Source organism: Natronorubrum daqingense (assembly GCF_001971705.1).
Taxonomy (GTDB): domain Archaea; phylum Halobacteriota; class Halobacteria; order Halobacteriales; family Natrialbaceae; genus Natronorubrum; species Natronorubrum daqingense.
The window spans coordinates 96,669-111,362 of record NZ_CP019329.1 but is presented as its reverse complement, the minus strand read 5'-3'; the positions used below and the strand labels follow the sequence as shown (position 1 = coordinate 111,362).

At 57.4% G+C, this 14,694-nt stretch carries 16 protein-coding genes and 1 pseudogene; 5 read left to right on the top strand and 12 right to left on the bottom strand.

Translation table 11 applies throughout. The features are described from left to right. Window positions 1–118 precede the first annotated feature (118 nt). Together BB347_RS17925 and BB347_RS19095 are read right to left on the bottom strand one after the other, a co-directional pair. A complete protein-coding gene (locus BB347_RS17925) occupies window positions 119–775 on the bottom strand; it encodes a DUF3800 domain-containing protein (RefSeq protein ID WP_076584015.1) in 657 nt (218 codons plus the stop codon). Between the two features lie 177 nt (window positions 776–952). Beyond that, window positions 953–1,411, bottom strand: coding sequence for a hypothetical protein (locus BB347_RS19095; protein ID WP_139327062.1), 459 nt, complete (start codon window positions 1,409–1,411; stop codon window positions 953–955). Between the two features lie 621 nt (window positions 1,412–2,032). Here BB347_RS19095 and BB347_RS17920 point away from each other — a divergent pair. The 3 genes from BB347_RS17920 (at window position 2,033) to BB347_RS17905 (ending at window position 3,977) form a co-directional block, all read left to right on the top strand. Further along, on the top strand, window positions 2,033–2,302 hold the full coding sequence (locus BB347_RS17920; RefSeq protein ID WP_076584013.1) for a hypothetical protein: 270 nt from the start codon (window positions 2,033–2,035) through the stop codon (window positions 2,300–2,302). A gap of 8 nt (window positions 2,303–2,310) precedes the next feature. Continuing rightward, window positions 2,311–2,703 carry a PIN domain-containing protein gene (locus BB347_RS17915; protein WP_076584012.1) on the top strand — a complete coding sequence of 131 codons (393 nt, stop codon included), beginning with the start codon at window positions 2,311–2,313 and terminating at the stop codon, window positions 2,701–2,703. Between the two features lie 602 nt (window positions 2,704–3,305). Beyond that, window positions 3,306–3,977, top strand: a complete 672-nt coding sequence (locus tag BB347_RS17905; RefSeq protein ID WP_076584010.1) for a helix-turn-helix domain-containing protein — start codon at window positions 3,306–3,308, stop codon at window positions 3,975–3,977. 210 nt (window positions 3,978–4,187) lie between these two features. On the opposite strand, the gene BB347_RS17900 is transcribed toward BB347_RS17905, so the two are convergent. From BB347_RS17900 to BB347_RS17885, 4 genes are read right to left on the bottom strand one after another with little or no spacing between them, the layout of a single operon-like run. Continuing rightward, complete coding sequence (locus BB347_RS17900; protein ID WP_076584009.1) at window positions 4,188–4,988, bottom strand: ABC transporter permease; 801 nt, start codon at window positions 4,986–4,988, stop codon at window positions 4,188–4,190. Further along, entirely contained in the window at window positions 4,985–5,785 is an 801-nt protein-coding gene (locus BB347_RS17895) for an ABC transporter permease (protein ID WP_083687818.1), read from the bottom strand. Before BB347_RS17895 ends, BB347_RS17900 begins: the two co-directional genes overlap by 4 nt. A 1-nt stretch (window position 5,786) precedes the next feature. Beyond that, window positions 5,787–6,611, bottom strand: coding sequence for an ABC transporter ATP-binding protein (locus BB347_RS17890; protein WP_076584007.1), 825 nt, complete (start codon window positions 6,609–6,611; stop codon window positions 5,787–5,789). Between the two features lie 2 nt (window positions 6,612–6,613). Next, the gene (locus tag BB347_RS17885) at window positions 6,614–7,696 is read right to left on the bottom strand and encodes an ABC transporter substrate-binding protein (RefSeq protein ID WP_083687817.1); all 1,083 of its coding nucleotides are present in this window, start codon (window positions 7,694–7,696) and stop codon (window positions 6,614–6,616) included. 279 nt (window positions 7,697–7,975) lie between these two features. Between BB347_RS17885 and BB347_RS17880 the strand changes: the two genes are divergently transcribed. Together BB347_RS17880 and BB347_RS17875 are read left to right on the top strand one after the other, a co-directional pair. Then, complete coding sequence (locus tag BB347_RS17880; protein ID WP_076584003.1) at window positions 7,976–9,253, top strand: 3-isopropylmalate dehydratase large subunit; 1,278 nt, start codon at window positions 7,976–7,978, stop codon at window positions 9,251–9,253. A gap of 1 nt (window position 9,254) precedes the next feature. Next, entirely contained in the window at window positions 9,255–9,734 is a 480-nt protein-coding gene (locus tag BB347_RS17875; protein WP_076584001.1) for a LeuD/DmdB family oxidoreductase small subunit, read from the top strand. A gap of 56 nt (window positions 9,735–9,790) precedes the next feature. On the opposite strand, the gene BB347_RS17870 is transcribed toward BB347_RS17875, so the two are convergent. The 6 genes and pseudogenes from BB347_RS17870 to BB347_RS17845 form a co-directional block, all read right to left on the bottom strand. After that, entirely contained in the window at window positions 9,791–10,879 is a 1,089-nt protein-coding gene (locus tag BB347_RS17870) for a LeuA family protein (RefSeq protein WP_076584000.1), read from the bottom strand. Then, on the bottom strand, window positions 10,879–12,084 hold the full coding sequence (locus tag BB347_RS17865; protein ID WP_076583998.1) for a CaiB/BaiF CoA transferase family protein: 1,206 nt from the start codon (window positions 12,082–12,084) through the stop codon (window positions 10,879–10,881). The genes BB347_RS17870 and BB347_RS17865 overlap by 1 nt, the downstream gene beginning before the upstream one ends. After that, window positions 12,077–12,472, bottom strand: a complete 396-nt coding sequence (locus BB347_RS19715; RefSeq protein WP_236996017.1) for a PIN domain-containing protein — start codon at window positions 12,470–12,472, stop codon at window positions 12,077–12,079. Before BB347_RS19715 ends, BB347_RS17865 begins: the two co-directional genes overlap by 8 nt. Beyond that, a pseudogene (locus BB347_RS19710) lies at window positions 12,469–12,773 on the bottom strand (AbrB/MazE/SpoVT family DNA-binding domain-containing protein). The gene BB347_RS19715 and the pseudogene BB347_RS19710 overlap by 4 nt, the downstream one beginning before the upstream one ends. Window positions 12,774–12,977: 204 nt before the next feature. Continuing rightward, the gene (locus BB347_RS17850) at window positions 12,978–13,475 is read right to left on the bottom strand and encodes a hypothetical protein (RefSeq protein ID WP_076583995.1); all 498 of its coding nucleotides are present in this window, start codon (window positions 13,473–13,475) and stop codon (window positions 12,978–12,980) included. Then, entirely contained in the window at window positions 13,468–14,148 is a 681-nt protein-coding gene (locus BB347_RS17845; RefSeq protein WP_076583993.1) for a nucleotidyltransferase domain-containing protein, read from the bottom strand. The genes BB347_RS17850 and BB347_RS17845 overlap by 8 nt, the downstream gene beginning before the upstream one ends. Window positions 14,149–14,694: the final 546 nt, after the last annotated feature.

Here is a 14,694-nt window from a genome sequence, read left to right as displayed (position 1 = left end):
AGAGGTGCTAAAAGCACCTCGTCTGTTGGATCCTCGGGTCGGATTGAAGAACCGGCGATTCAGCAGGCCAGCGGGTGGGAGGCCAATCACGGTTCGGCACTTACTTTCCTGAGAGGCATCACCGGTCATACCTGTCCAGATCGTTCTGGAACTGTGCAAGTGCCGTCTCTGTACAAGTCATAATACGGTCGGCGTCAAAGGTTGATAGCCAATCGGTTCCTTTCTTGTGATCCTCCGCCACTGCACCAGCAAAACAGTCTGCCGTCTGAATACCTAAGCTACTGTGTGAACTCTTATACTTTGGATTACAGCCTGGCACAAACTCTTCGATGTGTGTAGCAATGTCGGCGGAATCCGATTGGGATGCGACGTGATCGAACACAAAATCAACCCGGTTCTCATCACGTGCACCTCTCTCAAATAGTAGTTCACCATATGCATAACCGGTTAACGCGAGGTCCCAGTCCGGTGGAAAGCTGACGTCTTGGTAGAGGAGATACTGATCTTTCAGTGACCGAAGTTGTTTCCGAGTAAATTTTGCGTATCCCAAGTAGGTATCATCATGTTCGGTGAGGCAATCTATGAAGCGTCGCTTTTGGGTTTCAGTGAGATCAGACCATTTGGCTTCTTCTACATCTTGGACATTACGAACAGTCTGTTTTGCACATCGGTTCGCCTGAATCAAATCTCCGAAGACGACACCAACAACGACTACATCACACTCACCGATAATTAGGCTGCGAAAGTGGCCCGAAACGTCACCAAATCCCTGCATTTGGAGTTACAGGGTTATCACATCGATTTGATATAAACCTGCCGAGGGAAAACGGGTAACACCCACTAATTGAGCAGTTCGCCCTTTAATTTCTAATTCCGCTTGTACTTCGTGACCTCCAGACCGTCTTTGACGGCGTCGTTCGACGCGCCGAGTTCCTTCTGATCCAACCCACTGCTACCCATCTGGCTGCTCATCATCCGAGCAACCAGCGGTTGAAACAATTTTGACTTCTCCTTCTCTATCCGGCCCTTCGACGATAATGGTTATTTTAGTGCATGTGTCTCTTTCCGTCACATCAAATTGGGCCCACTCCGATCGCGATTGGTCATCAAGCCAGGCATACAGCGTGTATTCCCCTGGATTACTCGGATAGCCTTCAAACAAGCCACCACCAGCCGTATTTTCCTCTTCGGAAAATGGCTCTAACTCCATTGAGTCAAAGTAGACTGGGTCTTCGCCGTCAACCAGTAACACATAGCCCGTATATTCTTCATAATCGGTGTTGTGTATTGCGAGTCCCTCAATTCTGGTTTCTCCGGAGGTGAGATTTTGAAGGGACGCACAGCCAGCACTGACCGTCGCAATTGAAACGCCAGCTATTCGGAGAACGTTTCGACGTGAACGACCAACCATAATGCGTTCTCAATTTGAAGAAATAAATTCTCTTTCATTAATAGCTGAGAAAGCAATTAGACTATCTCTCCCACATCTAATATCTGTTATTTAAATTTCAAAGCTAAGACGACTAGCTTCCGACATTCACGCACCACCCTAATCAAATTTACAATCAGTCGTCGATCTCGCCAACCTGATCCAGTTCACCGTCTGTGGACAGGCTGAATACTTGATCTGAGCCACGCATTGAGCCGTTATCGTCCTCACTGACGCCAGCGACAGACACCGGTACCAGCAACACTGAAACAAGGAGAATCACGACACAAATAGCCGATAGCCCAACCTACTGGCGCATATCAAGCGCTCCGACAGAATATCAATAAGTCTAGGGAACGCAGTATCAGAACTGAAATTTTCGGTCAAGACACACCCACGAACCCCGCTAAAAAGCCGGGCAGGGTGGCATGATGTTCAGAGCCTTCCCTGCGGACAGTCTTCATCACTCAGAACGGATACACAGACCGCGCCAAAGATGAATCCAAACCACACCGACTGTCCACTCGGTCCCATTGAACGCCGAGTGACCGTCACATCGGCTGTGGGAAAAGCTATTGTATTTTCCCAACCGTAGGATGATACATGGCTATTGAAACCGACGATCGGGGGCGTGTGTACCTCCCGAAAAAGCTCCGTAAGCGCCACGGAGAACAGTTTCGTATGGTCGACCTCCCGACTCGCATCATGCTAATCCCCGTTGATGAGGACCCGCTCGAGGCAATTCAAGATGAGGTCGGTGATACGCTCGGAGACACCTCGGTTGCCGAACTGAAACGCGAAGCTCGCGACGCCGTACGAGACGACGTCGACGACGAGATACGCGAGCGCGAAGATCGACACGACGAGGAATAACGCGGGGGATGTACGTCGAAACTGACTTTCTGTTCGCCCTCGCGAAGCATGACGATTGGTTACAGGACGAAGCAAAGGCGGCTCTCGAAACCGAAGATGTCCACACGTCGATTCTCGCCTACGCCGAATTCCTCGTCCGGACGTACGACCGAGGGGAGGGCTTCGATACTGATGTCCCCCGACTTACCGTCAACCTCCTCGAACTCGTTCCGGTCCGTCCACAGACGCACGAGGACGCGCTGCTCGCAGCAGCCACGTATCTCGACGAGCACGAGATGACGCCCTTCGACGCACTCCATGCGGGAATCGCGGCGACGCAAAACGAACCCATTTTATCGTCCGATCAGTCCTACGACGATCTCGATATCGTGCGAGAACCACTTGAGCCGGACGGGACCTGAGTCGTGATGGGGTTCTGAATCACACGTACTGAAAGAGGTTGGGAGTGGTTCGTTCGAGGGGCCCTTGCCCAACTCAATACCTGGCTGGCAAAGCTCCCGATTAGTATTCTCCAATCGAATCCACTTCCTCGAACTCATTCCAGTCGTAGTGGTCGCTCGTCTGCGTGATGACGACGGCTCGAGTTCCGCTGTCGGCGAGTGAAACGAAAACCACGATCTTTGTCTATCGCCCGTGGTTCCAGTTTTCTTTGTGAACCTCCCGTCGCACTGGAAGGAGGTACTGGTCCCTGAACATTGTTCGCAAGGTGGTACCCGTAACGTAGGCGTTCCGCCGCGGCGGAACGCCGACTCATGAGAGAGATCTCTGATCAGCCATTCTATTTTCGGACAAACAATTATAGAATAAATGGGAGAGAATGTCAATACTGAAACTGCGGTGAGGCGGTGCAGTGGTAGTGACTGGGGGGTGGTAGATCTGGTCGAGGTTTGGAGTGGTGATACACTATTGATCAACACATTCCTCACTTCTGCAATGCGGCAACAATTGACATGGTGGTAATTAATATGCATTTATATACCGAACAATTGCCCACAACTGTCCAATGTATCAAGCAGAACTACACCTGCAGCAGGACAAGGAGTGTGTCTTGTCTCGACTGGCTCGAGAGACCCACGAGCCGTTGCAACTGGACATCCATGAACTCCACGATCATCGCGTGACATTCATTCTCGATGTGAGTCCGCGTCCTGACGAGTGGACAGAGGAGCTACAGACGGAGCCGGCCGTCGACCACGTCGAGACGCTCGATGATGACCATCTCGCCGTCACGAAAACCTCCTGCTGTGCGTACTCTGCCATCCATCAGAATCAGGCCGTGATTCGTCGGCATCCAAACTACATCCGCGAACACAGTCGTGTGTACAACGTCCTCGTCTTCGATCGCACCGACCTTCGCTTGATCGTCGACGACCTTCGATCGGTTGGCTCTGTCTCGCTGGCGAACCTCACACAGTTCGGCGGTCGGTCGACGTTCCTGACCGAGCGACAGACTGAAGTCCTCCAGACAGCCGTCGAACGCGGGTACTTCGAGTGGCCGCGCGAAATATCGAGCGAGGAACTTGCGGACGAACTCGATATCACGCGGGCGACGTTCCTCGAGCACCTCCGGAAGGCGCAGGAGAAGGTCTTTGCGGAGATGTTCGGTGGTGATCAGTTCCAACCGGTGGCAGCCACCTACGGCGAGGCATCCTGTTCGCACGAGGCCCACCACTGACGATTCCGACGCACTCTGGGTAGGCTTCGCGACCGCAATATCGGGCTCGAAGTCTCGTCCGCTACGACGTGCGTACAACTCGAAAATTTACGCAGCGCCCACTCGACCGTGACGGTTTCTTGCGATGGGAGTAACTGCCAGAAATGATCCTGAAGGAACTGTTCGTACAAAGCCAGGAGACGCCGATGGGAAACGAGACGAACAAGGCGGCTACATTGCCGCAACGTCGCCGCTCGAACCCGCCCGGCGACGGAGCCGCGTTTCGATGATGTAGAAGACCGCGTTGATGACTGAGGCCACGAGCACAAGGACGGTGATGATGGCCAGCATGCGATCGACCTGGACGGTCTCCATGTAGAGCATCAGGGAGTGGCCGAGGCCGGCGCGTGCAGCGAACATTTCGCCGATGATAATCCCGAGGAACGTCAGGCTGAAGCCGAGACGGAGCCCAATAACGAGTCCGGCGAGAATCGACGGGACGATCACCTCCTTGAAGCGCTGCCACTGCGACAGACCGAGCGACTGGGCGACGTTCATGTGAGTGTCGTCGATCGTGGCCATTGCACTCATCGTCAGGATCAACACGGGAAACACCCCGTGGAACCAGCCGAAGGCGATCATCGAATCCATTCCGAGCCCGAAGATTAGCAGGAAGATCGGGAACAGCGTGATCTTCGGGATCGAGTACGTCCCAAGGATGGCCGGCTCAAACACTTCCTGCCAGAACCGATTCAGTCCCAGCATGATCCCGACCCAGATGCCCGAGACGACTGCGATAATATAGGCAATGACCAGCGTCGTAAGCGTCACCAACAGATCTTCGACCATCCAGCCGTCCTGAAACCCGTCAACAGCCGTCTCGAGCGTCTCGGCCGGCGTCACAAGCGCGAACTGGCCGTACACCTCGGCGCCGAGTTGCCAGAGGACGAGTATCACGATCGGGACGGCGATTCGGCCAAGGCGAACGATCTGGCGGTCGTCGAGCAGCGGTGTCTGGGATTTCGTACTCATGTTCTGGCCCTCTGGTAGAGGCGGCGTTCGATTACGATCAGCGCGACATTGACCACGAGCGAGACGAGGATGACGAACAGCATCGACGCGTACATCGTCTGCACGTCGAAGCTGTCGTAGCTGAACGAGATGAGCCAGCCGAGTCCGTTCTCGGCTAGGATGAACTCGCTAGCGACCGTCCCGATCAGCGCGTATATAAAGCCGAGTTTAAGTCCAGTGAAGACATAGGGCGTCGCGGCAGGCAGGTAGATATGGCGAAACATCTGGGCGGAACTGAGATTCAAGTTACGCCCGACTTCGGGGTAGATGTCGGGAATTTCTTTGAGTCCTGAGGCCGTGTTCGTGATGATGATGACGACGCTGAACAGCCACGCAATCGTGATGATCGGCAGGATGTTCAGCCCAAAGATGGCGATCAACAGCGGGTAGAACGCGAAGACGGGGATCGCGTAGTACGTCAGGAGATACGGATCGAGAATATCCTTCAGAGAGTCGTATCGCCAGAGCAAGACGCCAGTCGGAATGCCCGTTGCGATGCCGAGCGCGAAGGCTGCGAAGATGGCGGAGAATGTCTGGATGATGTGCGGCGTCAGTTCCCCACTCACCGTGAGCGAAACGATCTCGCTCAGCATCTCGGTGAGCGGGATCAGCGTGGTCGGCTCGACGAGCCCGAGTCGGGGAAGCAACTCGATAGTGCCGAGCAAACCGACCACGACGAGCGTCTGGTAGATGCGGATGCGGTTGGCGCGATCGCTGAGTCCGAACGAGCCACTCCCGTATCGCGACTCGACGGCCATACTACGCCCCCTCCGGTGCACCGTACTCCTGGGCTTCCTCCTCCATTTTCTGTTGGAGCCCCTTCTTGCTCTCCGCGCGGAGCTCGTCCCAGAGCCGGTTGACGATGTCGTTGTACTCGTCCCGGCCGAGGATGTCGTCCGTCCGGGGACGGGGCAAGGGATTCTCTACGATCTCCTTGAACCGTCCTGGCCGGGCACTCATCACGGCGATACGATCCGAGAGGTGGACCGCTTCGTTGATGCTGTGAGTGACGAAGAGAATCGTCGCCCCAGTCTCACGCCAGATCCGCAGCAGTTCTTCGCCCAGGATCAGTCGGGTCTGTTCGTCGAGCGCACCGAACGGTTCGTCCATCAGGATGATGTCGGGGTTCATCACTAGCGTCCGCGCGATGGCTACCCGCTGGTTCATCCCACCGGAGAGTTCGGTCGGGCTCGCTTCCTCGAATCCCGATAAGCCGACGAGATCGATCATCTCCCGCGCTCGGTCCCGCCGCTCGGTCTTGGGAACGCCGTTCATTTTGAGCCCGAATTCGACGTTTTCGATCACGGAGAGCCAGGGGAACGTACTGGTGTCCTGGAACACCATACCGATCCGCTCGTCGGGTTCCGTGACTGGGTCATCTTCGATGCGGACTTCGCCCTCCGTCGGGTCAATCAGCGCACCGATGAGTTCGAACAGCGTACTCTTTCCGCAACCAGTTGGTCCGATGATCGAGACGAACTCGCCCTCCTCGACCATCAGGTCGATGCCGTCGACCGCGTTTACTGTGCTGACGCTACTATCGTTCAGACCGTACGTCTTCGACAGGTTGTGAAGCTCGAGCATGGTTAGATCTCCTCGAAGTCGATGTGGTCGTCCTCGTCGAGGAACGACTGGTCGAATATTTCGTCCCAGGGGATGTCTTCGTCCTCGTCGAGGAGATCAGTCGCGTACATCGCCTCTTCGACGTTCTGCAGCCCCTCGACGTCGAACTCGCCGGTCGTGTAGTATTCGTCCGGATCGACGTTCTCGATCGCGTCTCGCATTACCTCGGTGCTGAACCCCTCGGCACCGTCACTGAAGACCTCGGCGGCCGCCTCGGGATCCTCGCGGAGGGACTCGATTCCCTGGGCGCGAGCGTCGAGATAGGTCTCGACGGCATCCGGGTATTCTTCGACGACATCGGGGTCGACGATGATCGACGTTTGTTGGAACCGATCGACGTAGTCGCCTGCCCAGAACACCACCTGCCAGGTCTCTTCTTCTTCCTGTTGATCGGAGTAGATCGGATCCATGTTTGCCGCCGCGTCGATCGCGCCGTCTTCGACGGCAGTCACCCCCTCCCCGACGCCGCCCATCTCTTGGAACTCCACGCTCTCCGGATCGATCTCGTCGACGTTCGACGAGACGAGCGCGGCCGTGGTCTCCGTCACCGACCCGGCGCTCGTGAATCCCATCGTTCCACCCTCGAGGTCCTCGATCGATTCGATCTCTGAGCCTGTCGGAGCGACCCAGTTGATCTCGTCGACCGTTCGCGTCGCGCCTGCGACCACTACGATCGGCGTCCCCGCGAGGTAGGCGTTGATCGCCGCGGGTGTCGCGACCTCACCGAACGGGAGGCCGCCGTCGACGACGTTCCGAACGGTCGTTCCGCCGCCTTCGGATCCGACGAAGTCGATCTCGATCCCTTCCTCCTCGAAATACCCGTTCTCGAGGGCGACGTGGTACGGTGCGTTGTACATGAGGTCTGGCCAGTGTGTCACGGTTGCGTCCCCGGTGAACGTGCCATCGTCCCCGAATCCACCATCGCCAGTGAGACGCTGCTCGAGGTCGTCGAGGCAGCCAGCGATCGCACCGACGCCGGCCACAGCGCTACTCGCAACGAAGGCTCGTCTGCCCACCTCCGAGGAATCGTGTGATTCGTTACCCATGTCCTGTGACAACCGTCTTTCAGTGTATATCAGTTTTCCCAATGGGAGTGGGTCCTTTATGTGGGACGATGCGGTTTGCACGAAGCCAAGAGGAGCAACGGTGGAGAATCGAGTCCTAATGCGACAGCAATCGGGGGCCAACGCCGCGTACCGATGTACAAGGCGGTGCCAGCCGGGACTTATGCGAGCGTGATCGTCGAGGTCGGACGAAGCCCAGATATGAAAGACCAATCCGCGTTGGCCAAATACTGACCTTTCGGAACGAAGGTGGTGAGTCACATGGGAACAATCGCCGAACAGATCTTGCAGGACGCAACGGGCGAGGCGGTATCACCGGGTGAGATCGTTGAAGCGCCAGTGGACTTGGCCTTCGGACACGATATGACGCTGCCGCCGGCGATCGACGCGTTCGATTGCCTCGATGTCGAGACCGTGTTCGATCCCGAGCGGACGGTCGTAATTCCCGACCATCTCGTTCCACCGCCGGATGAGCGTTCGGCCGAACTCTACAGGGAGTGCGAAGAGTTTGCAAGGCGTCACGACCTCGTCTTTTATCCACAGGGGCAACAGGGCCAAGAACACGTCGTCCTTCCCGAGGACGGTCACATTCGACCGGGCGAGATCGTCGTCGGCGCGGATAGCCACTCATGTACACACGGCGCTCTCGGTGCGTACGCGACGGGGGTCGGTAGCACCGACCTCGCGTTCGCGATGGCCTTCGGGTGGCTTTGGCTGCGCGTCCCCGAGACAACGCGCGTCGAATACACCGGAACCACCGGTGCCTGGATCACCGGTAAGGATCTCGTCCTCGCGACACTCGCCGAACTCGGCGCCGATGGAGCCGTATATCACGCCCTCGAGTTTGGGGGACCCGCGCTCGCCGATCTTCCAATGGACGATCGGTTCTCGATCGCTAACATGGCCGTCGAGGCGGGGGCGACGACTGGACTAGTCGAACCGGACGAGCGCACCACCGAATACGTGCGCGATCGCCTCGACGAGTCGGAAGCCCGGACGTACTACACACCCACGGACGACGCGACCTACGCCGAGCAATTGACGATCGACTGTACCGATCTCGAACCGCAGGTTGCCGTCCCCTCCCAGCCAGACGCCGTCGCTCCGCTCTCGGACCTCGACGCCGTGACGGTCGATCAGGTCGTGATCGGTTCGTGTACGAACGGGCGCCGCCGCGATATGAAACGCGCGGCCTCGGTTCTCGAGGGACGAACGGTGGCTGACGGCGTTCGGCTCATCGTAACGCCCGGCTCGCAGGCCGTAAAGCAGACCTGTCTCGAGAAGGGGTGGCTCGAAACGTTTCTCGCGGCCGGCACAACGGTAGAGAGTCCAGGCTGTGGGGCCTGCTTCGGTAAGCGAACGGGCGTACTCGGGGAGAACGAAGTTGCCGTCTCGACGACGAACCGCAACTTTCCCGGTCGGATGGGTGCACCCTCAAGCGAGGTGTACCTCACAAGTCCGTTCGTCGCGGCCGCCAGCGCGGTCACCGGCGAACTTACCGCTCCCGCTGCGCTCGACGCACTGCCGGAGGTGAGCTAAGATGGGGCGTGCGCACGTCTTCGGTGACGACATCGACACCGATCAGATCATTCCGGCACAGCACACGACCTTGAGCGAGCCAGCTCACCTCGCAGCGCATGCGATGGCCGGGATCGACACATCGTTCAGCGACCGCTTCGACGCCGATGACGTCGTCGTCGCGGGGACAAACTTCGGCTGCGGCTCGAGCCGCGAGCACGCGGCGATCTCCTTGCAGGCAGTCGGCGCTGAAGCAGTCGTCGCCGAGTCGTTCGCCCGTATCTTCTATCGGAACGCGATCAACATCGGGCTGCCCGTCCTCCACGTATCGAACGTGACCGACCGCGTCACCGAAGGCGATACCCTCGCGATAGACGTCGAAGACGGCGTTGTGACAAACAAGTCTAGAGAAGAGATACTCGTTGCCGAGTCACTTCCTCTGTTCGTTCGGCACATTCTCGACTCGGGCGGCCTGATCGAGTACGGACGAGCGGAACAGTAGCCGTTCACCGCCAAGCCGCTTCTGAACGCGCGTAGGGAAATGGGGCAGGAGCTAAGCTAGGCGTCGAACGTCCCCTTCGCGAGTGACACGGCCTCATGGGTCTCGAGCGGGCCGCGAGTTTCGAACTCCGCGAGAAGGGTGCCGACACGTTCATCAGTTGGCTCGATCCCGGCACGTTGAAGGATCCCCTTCGCACCCCCTGCACCGGTACCTGCCCCGAACAGGAGCCGACGGTCGCCACCGAAGCGAGCGGGATTGAACGGTTCGAACACTGCGGGCTCTTCGAGCATGACGGCGGTGTGAATGCCCGATTCGTGTTCCATCACTTCGGTACCGAGCAATGCCTTTCGATCGTGGACGTCTTCCTCGAGCGTCGAGAGAACGGATCGACAGACCGGAAGGAGACGTTCAGCGTCGACTTCGAACGGTTCGTCGTATTCGAGGTCGCCGATCGCGACGAGTTCCTCGAGCGCTGGGTTCCCGGCTCGTTCGCCGAGCGAAGCGACGCTCACGTCTGCTTTTCCGACGCCCGCCTCGTAGGCGACACAGGCGTTTGCGGTCGCCACGCCGAGATCGTCATGGAGGTGGACGCCGAGTCGGGAAGGATCAATGTGTTCGTTCACCGAATCGAGGTACTCCGTGGTCGAGGACGGGGTGGCAACGCCAACGGTGTCGGCGAGCGTCACCATGTCCGCATCGAGGCGCGTCGCGGCATCAATGACGTGCTTTGGCTGCGTCCGAAACGCGTCGACGAGCGTGACGTGTGCCGTGACGCCATGATCGTTGAGCAGGTCGAGTACCCGTTCGAATCTATCGAACATTTCGGAGCGGGACACACCGATCGCGTGTTCGAGTTGGAGGTCAGAGAGCGGCCCGAAGACCTCGACGACATCTGCGTCAGCCTCAAGTGCCAGTTCGACGTCCCGCTCGACGGCCCGGGCGATGCCAACAATGTCGGCGTTCGTCTTGGGGGCTAGCGTCCGGATCACCTCCCGATCCTTTTCACCGGTCGCCGGAAATCCGACCTGTAGGTACGAGAGTCCGAGGTCATCCAAGACGAGTCCGGCGTCGATCTTCTGGTCGGCGTCGTACGACCGCCCGGGCATCTGATCGCCCTCGCGGAGGGTGACATCGAGAAGGTCCATCAGATGATTCCCTCCTCGACGAGCGTGTCGTACTCCTCGCTCGGAAGGTCCAGGTCCTCGAGATACACCTCTTCGTTGTGCTCGCCGTGTTTCGGCCCCATGTGCGTGACCTCGCCCGGCGTTCTAGAAAACTTCGGGACGGGACCGGCGGTGCGTACCTCGCCCACTTGGTCGTCCTCGACGGGAACGATGTCGTCTCGAGCATCGTACTGTTCGTCTTCAAAAATATCCGACATCGTGTACACCGGCCCGACGATGGCGTCTGCAGTCTCCATCTTCGTGATCGCAGCCTCAGTGGATCGCTGGCGTGTCCACTCTTCGATGACCGCGTCGAGTTCGGCGGCGTTGTCGACGCGCTTCTCGTTCGTCTCGAATCGGGAATCGTCGATCAGGTCCTGCCGATCAATCGCGTCCATAACGTTCTCGAAGATTCGCTGCGAGGACGCCGACAGCGTCAGGTAGCCGTCAGCCGTTTCGTAGACGTTTCGGGGTGCGGTGTTCGGGTGGCGATTCCCGCTACGTTCTCTGACCGTGCCTTTCCGATCGTACGCCTCGACGTCGCCGAGAAAGAGCCGGAACAGCGGTTCGTAGAGACTCACGTCGATCGTCTGCCCGACACCCGATCCGCTCACGTCGCGTTCGAAGATCGCAAACATTGCGGCCTGGATAGCGAATTGCGCGGCGGATAGGTCGGCAAGACTGATTGGTGGAAGAAGCGGTTCCCGATCCGGAAACCCGTTGGCGTGGGCCCACCCGGAGAGACCTTCGGCGATGGTTCCGAACCCTGGCTTTTCCGACCGGGGACCCGTCTGTCCGTACCCCGAGAGTCGAACGACGATGAGTTCCTCGTTTACCGAGCGAAGCTGTTTGGGACCGACCCCCCAGCGTTCGAGCGTTCCCGGTCTGAAGTTCTCGAAGAAGATGTCGGCCCCTTCGATCAACTCCAGCAACAACGCGGCACCGCGATCGCTGCTCAAATCCAGCGTGACGCAGCGCTTGTTTCTGCCGATCGATTTCCACCAGAGCGAAACGTCCTCCTCGAACGGTGGCCAAGCACGAATTGGATCACCGTGTTTTGGATGTTCGACCATGATGACGTCCGCACCGAAGTCAGCGAGCTGTGTCGTTGCGAATCCACCACTGATCATTCCCGAACAGTCGATCACACGCAGGCCCGAAAGCGGGCCGTCCGTCGTGTCAGTCATTGGGCTCTCTGTAGAGAACGACCAGATAACTAGGGAAATATGTTGTACCATCTTCGGTTGGTTGTTCATAAGCGCCCCGTACTTGGCGACGTGTGGACTCGTTTAGATACAGGCCGTCAGCATCCGTATTGTGGGCAGGTGAAACGCCATGAGCCTCCGCAACCGAGATGTCACGATCGGCAGTACGAAGCGAGCCTGTCGTTGGTTTGTCGTCAATCCCTTCGAAGCGAGCAACGCGATAGAGTACTTCACCAGCGTTGGTTTCTGCCAGCAGGCCTTCGGCAGCCCCATCACGAACGTCTCGAAGATACCGTTCGACGAAGCTTCGACCTGGCTCGTCGTAGAGGTATGCGATGATCGCTTCGGTGTCAAAGACGCAACCGCTCATTCATCCTCCGAGTCAGCCGGTCGGAGTCGGTCAGCACGGGCCTCTTCACGGCGGCGTTCCTCATGTTTTAGTTCGCGAACCTGGTCGAGCACGTCGCCACGCTCGCGGTCAGTATCTGCGTGAATTTCGCCTAACGCTTCAGTGACGGGATTGGTTCGACGATGATCCGTTCGTCTTCCTCGTAAATGAACACCTCACCAGGTGTGTCGATCCCGAACCTCTCTCGAAGCGTCTTTAGAAATGTCGCCTGTTCCTTCTGCGAGACGCGTACTACCTCTGGGTCTCGAGTACTACTCGACATGTTATATTGTACTCTGGGATCTAGGTGCTACTGACTATTGGTGAGAAAAACCTTACAGTTATCTAACGTCTCCACTCGGAGGAATTTGACTCTACAGGAGGAGCAGGCCGAGTACCTCAGGGTTTGACCCCTAGACGGTTCACAGAGTACAGTGTTGGTCAATATGGAGTCAACTGCTGCCGCCTTCTGGCAGATGAGAATTCGCTATGTCGTCTCACTACAGATGCACTCATGACCCTGTTGAGACCGGCCAGTAATGTATGCGTGAATCTCGGTAGCGAGTTCGTACATCGCTTCGGCACGCGCTGCTGAGGCAAGCCCATCCTGATAGTACGTCTTCGCTCGGTGGTCACGCCAGAGGTCGGCGAGATCTGCTGCCATTGATTCCCCGAAGACGCCGGTCGCTGCCGCCTCCCGGTACACTCCAGGATGCGTGCCGGGGAGACCATCTGGTCGCATCGTTCCGCGTCCGAGGAGGCGGAACTCCACAGTTCGTTCGATAGCGACGAATGAGGCTTCGATCACGAGCGTGTAATAGTTGGCATCTTGTAGTGCCTCAGCGCCGGCGAGCAAGCGACAGGCCTTCCGCAACTGGAGGAGTGCGGCGTCCTCAACATCAAGCCCAGATTCGATCGCTGTTGGGCGACGGTCGAATGCAGCTTGGACGTTATCAATGAGTTGCTCGATTTGTGTACTACTCATCGGTGACCACCGTCTTTCGGAGCGAGTCGAGTTGATCGCTTCCGTACACTGTAACTCCTTCAGCGAAGATCTCACGGAGTTTTGAGCTGGCTCTGCGTGCGCTCTCCGCGGATTCGACGTACGGCTCGAACACGAACCGGTCACCGTCGAAACGTTCGGTCTGGAGATCAGCACTGACGTCGGTAATCAGACGGCGGGCTGTCGTCCGGTTGCCATCGACGACAATGAAGCAATCGATGTCGCTCTGGCGGTCAGCCTCGCCACGTGCGACACTCCCAAAGACGACGATACCGAGTAGTCCGTCAACGTCGTCGGCATCAGTGACCGCTGCTTGTACGCGGTCCACAAATGTCCGAACTGGCACCTGGAACTCCGACTGTGGAATGGCGAGGATCGGATCGTCTTTCTGGAGCCGATCTGGGTTAATCGCGATGTAGTTCCGTTGTGGTGTCTCTCGAATCTGTATGGTACCAATACTCTCGAGAAGGTCGACGGCCCGCCAGACCGTCGAACGGGTTACTTCCGTGGCGTCAACGAGTTCAGGGATCGTAAACTCCGTGTCGTGGGCATCGGCTAGCAGCCGGAGAATCTCATCTGCAGCTCCGATCCGAAAGACGTTGCTATTCGCGTCTGGATACGCATCCATACAGACTGTTATATCCTGTTTCGCCATTTCAGACACTATCTGATTTTGTGCAACGACATATAAATAAGTGGCGGCGCCACGTAGTAGTACACTATGAAGAGTGAGTTAGACAGGATGAAAATTTCATAGCATGCCAGTTGCACTTACTACTACTCAATCTTACACCAAAAGTATGGGTTCACAAACTGGCGTTCACGGTACGGTACACACCCACTGGACTCTGTTAAAACAGTCACGGCGTGATCGGTTCAATTGATATTGGGATCAGGCAGAGTGGAAGAGTACAACACCAAAAGTGAGAACGGAATCGGTGTAGAGCCCCCATTCAATGGGTGGTGGGCCCATTGGTGGGCGATTAAAATCGGCGTGTCAAGTGGGGTCGACGGTGGCCGATTTCAATCGATGGCAAGGGTGTCAGATGTCTCAGGTCGGACGATTTCTATCAACGGCGATAGCCAATCCCCCTGCCACGTGAAGAATGTCAGCTGATGTGATTAAACCTACTGGCCGTGAAGAACATCTACGCAATCGTCGGAATTTCACAGGGGTCTTCTTTGTCGATCTCCCGCTCGG